A 3,509-nucleotide genomic window follows, 5' to 3' on the forward strand; every position below is an offset into this window, starting at 1 on the left:
CCGGCGTGGCCCGCAGCGCCGTCGGCCGGGGGGAGCGCGTTCGGGATGCGCGGCGCCGGAAGTTGCCGCAGCTCGCCGCCGTCCTCGGGGGACCGCTCCTCCACGGCGGGGCGTCCCCTGCGGGCCCGGCGCCCGGTCGGCCGCAGGTCCTCCGCCGGGTTGCCGTCCTCGGGTCCGCCCGGACTGCCCGGACCACCCGGACCGTTCTGCGGAATCTGCTGCGGCTGCTGGGACTGCTGTGACCGCTCGGCCGGTGACCCGGGTTCGGCCTGCGGTCCCGGCGCGGCCGGCGGCAGGGCCTGCGGCTGGCCCTGGCCCTGGTCCTGCGGGTGCTCCGGACGGCCGATGGGCCGCCGCAGCGCACGGCGGCGCCCGGTCGGGGCCTCGTGCGGGGCCTCGGCCTGGTCGGCGGTCTGGTCGGCGGCCTGGTTGGCGATCTGTTCGGCGGTCGGCGGGACCGACCACGGCGCCAGGACCGTACCGGTGTCGTCGCCGGGGTGGGGCGGCTCCGCCTCGAACTGCCCCCTCCGCTCCGCGTCCGTCCCGCCGCCGTGCGCCGCGTGCGAACGGCGCCCTGCGCGCCCGCCGGGCGCCGGACCGTCCGGCCCCGCACCCGTCTTCGCGCCCGCGGCCGTACCGGCGCCTGCCGCGTCGCCGTTCCCGCCGGAGTGCGCGCCCCCGCGCGAGCCCGCGCCCGATGTGCCCGACGCGCTCGTACCCCTGCCGCCGGCGGTCCCGGCACCGCCCTTCGCGTCCTTCGCCCGTGCGGCCCGCACCGTCTCCGGGTCGAGGCCGAGCGGGACTTCGAGGACGTACGCGCTGCCCTGGCCCGGTACCTGGTGGGTCTGGAGCACGCCGCCGTGCCGTTCGATGACGCCGCGCGCCAGCGGCAGGTGCACCGGGTCGCCGCCCGCGCTCGGGCCGCGCACGTCGATGCGTACGGCCTCGCCGCGCTGGGCCACCGCGACCACGATGGTGGAGTCCCCGGCGTACGCGATCGCGTTGCCCGCCGAGTCCACCCCCGCCACGTCGGCGACGAGGTGGGCGAGTGCCTGCGCCATCCGCGCGGCGTCCACCGACGCCTCGATCGGCGCCGCGTGCACCGCGAACTGGGCCCGGCCCGGCCCGATCAGCTCGACCGCGCCCTCGATCGCCGCGGTCACCACCTCGTCCAGACCGATCACCGAGCGGTGCAGCTTGTCGTCGCCGCGGTCCAGCCGCTGGAAGTCCAGCACGTTGTCGATCAGGGTGGTGATCCGGGCGTATCCGGCGGCGAGGTGGTGCAGGGTCTGGTTGGCCTCCGGCCACAGCTGGCCGGCCGGGTCGGCGGCGAGCCCGGTCAGCTCACCGCGCAGTTCGGCCAGCGGCGCGCGCAGCGAGGTGTCCAGCAGCGCCCGCAGCTGCCTGGTGCGGGCGGCCAGCGCGTCGTACTGGGTCCGATCGGTGAACGTCATGACCGCGCCGACCAGTTGGTCGCCGTCGCGGACCGGCGCCGTGGTCAGGTCCACCGGCACCGCCTTGCCGTCCTTGCGCCACAGCACCTGGCCGCGCACCCGGTGCTTGCGGCCCGAGCGCAGCGTGTCGGCGAGCGGGGTCTCCTCGTACGCCAACGGCGAGCCGTCCGGGCGGGAGTGGTGCACCAGCGGGTGCAACTCCTTGCCGCCGAGGTCGGTCGCCCGGTGGCCGAGGATCTGCGCGGCCGACGGGTTGACCAGCACGATCTTGCCCTCGGTGTCCACGCCGACCACGCCCTCGGCCGCGGCCCGCAGGATCATCTCGGTCTGCCGCTGCTGGCGGGCGAGTTCGGCCTCGGTGTCCATGGTGCCGGACAGGTCGCGCACCACCAGCATCAGCAACTCGTCGCCGGTGTAGTGCGGCATGCCGTCGCCGAAGTCCGCGTACGCGGTGCGGCTGTCGTCCAGGTTGGCGCTCGTCACCTGGGCCGGGAACTCCGAACCGTCGGTGCGGCGCGCCAGCATCCGGGTCGGCTTCGTCCGGGTGTCGTCGGCCGCCGCCTCCTGCGGGCTGCGCATCGAACCGGGGATGCGCTTCGGGTCGAACGACGGCAGCAGGTCCAGCAGTCCGCGCCCGACCAGCGCCGTGCCCGGTGTCTCGAAGGTCTCCAGCGCTATCGCGTTCGCGTTGACCACCGTGCCGTTGGCGTTGACCAGCAGCAGCGCGTCCGGAAGGGCGTCCAGTATCGAGGCGAGGCGAGCAGCGCCTCTGGATGGCCTGCTGCTCACGAGACGCGTCCTCCCTGTTACCGCATGTGCTGTTACGCGTGGCGCAGTACCCGGTGTGGCGCGCAGTGTCGGACGCGGCATCCGGACGAACTCACCTGAGTCGTACGGCGCTGTCGGCTGACGTCACGGGCGGCCCATCTTGCCGCCGCCCACCGGGCCATGTCACTAGACCGAGTGTACGGGTCGGGGTTGCTCCTGTGGCGTTGGACGGTCATGTGCCGTCACTGCGTGGGGGGTTGGCGATTGCGCGGTGAAGATGTGGTGTACGTCACGCAGCGGAATCGCGGGTCTTTCGCGCCTCGGTTGAGCGTTTCGGCCGCGCGGTCGGCCGCGTGTTCAGCCGGATGTTCGGCCGCGCGCTTCGGGCCTGCGGTTCAGCTCCGTACGGGGGCGGCGCCGTGGCTCGCGGCGTCGGCCACCGGGTTGGGCAGCGCCGGGACCATGCGGTTCCAGCGGGCGACCTCGCAGCCGTTCGTCCTGCGGTAGGACTCCCGCACCGCCCGGCCCTGCCAGTCGCCGGTCACCCGGGCGGTCTGCGGGCCGCCGTAGATCATCGAGCACATCTGCCCGGACCGCACGGCGGGGACCGGGCCGCCGATCGAGGCCAGGTGCGCGCAGGCGGTCGACGGGGTGGAATCGGTCGACAGGGTGGAACTGGGCTCCGGGGTGGAACCGGTCGACGGTTCGGAACTGGTCGACGGTTCGGAACCGGGCGCCGGGTCCGAACCGCCCTCCGGTGCCGGATCGCAGCTCAGCCGGTAGGTGCGGGTGTGACCCGCGCCGTCGTCGTACGCCACGGCCAGCCGGGCGCCGGGCCGGTCCGACGTCCAGATGACGGGCACCGAGTGGTGAGGCCCGGACGGCCGGCGCGGCGGGTTCCCCGAGCCGTGCGCGACGCCCGTCAGCGCCGCGGTCAGTACGGCCGCGCCGGTCAGCGCCGCGGCGCCCGAGCGGGCGAGGCGGGTGAGCCGGGCCGACCGGGCGGGTCCGACGAGGGCGAGCTGCGAAGAGTGCATGCCCTTCTCCTACCGCCGACCCGCTCCTCCCCCCGGCCAACCACCCCATCGTGGGCGCGTCCACGACCCTGCCGGCCGGCCAACCACTTTGCTCTGCCCGGCCGCGGCCTTGTACCGTACTCTCGGATTGGTCGCAGCCCTCCCGGCTGTGCCATCAGTTCCCCACGCGCCCGCTCACCCGGGTACGTACCAGGAGGCGTCGCCTAGTCCGGTCTATGTCGCCGCACTGCTAATGCGGTTTGGGCTTTAC

2 protein-coding genes are annotated in these 3,509 nt (G+C 74.7%); both read right to left on the reverse strand.

The features are described from left to right. Nucleotides 1-2,243: PAS domain-containing protein (locus AC13HU_RS34320; RefSeq protein ID WP_483045905.1), on the reverse strand; the 2,243-nt coding region annotated here is incomplete at its 3' end. A gap of 374 nt (nt 2,244-2,617) precedes the next feature. Continuing rightward, nucleotides 2,618-3,259, reverse strand: coding sequence for an SSI family serine proteinase inhibitor (locus AC13HU_RS34325; protein ID WP_483045906.1), 642 nt, complete (start codon nt 3,257-3,259; stop codon nt 2,618-2,620). Nucleotides 3,260-3,509 lie beyond the last annotated feature (250 nt).

Source organism: Streptomyces sp. NH27 (assembly GCF_056859195.1).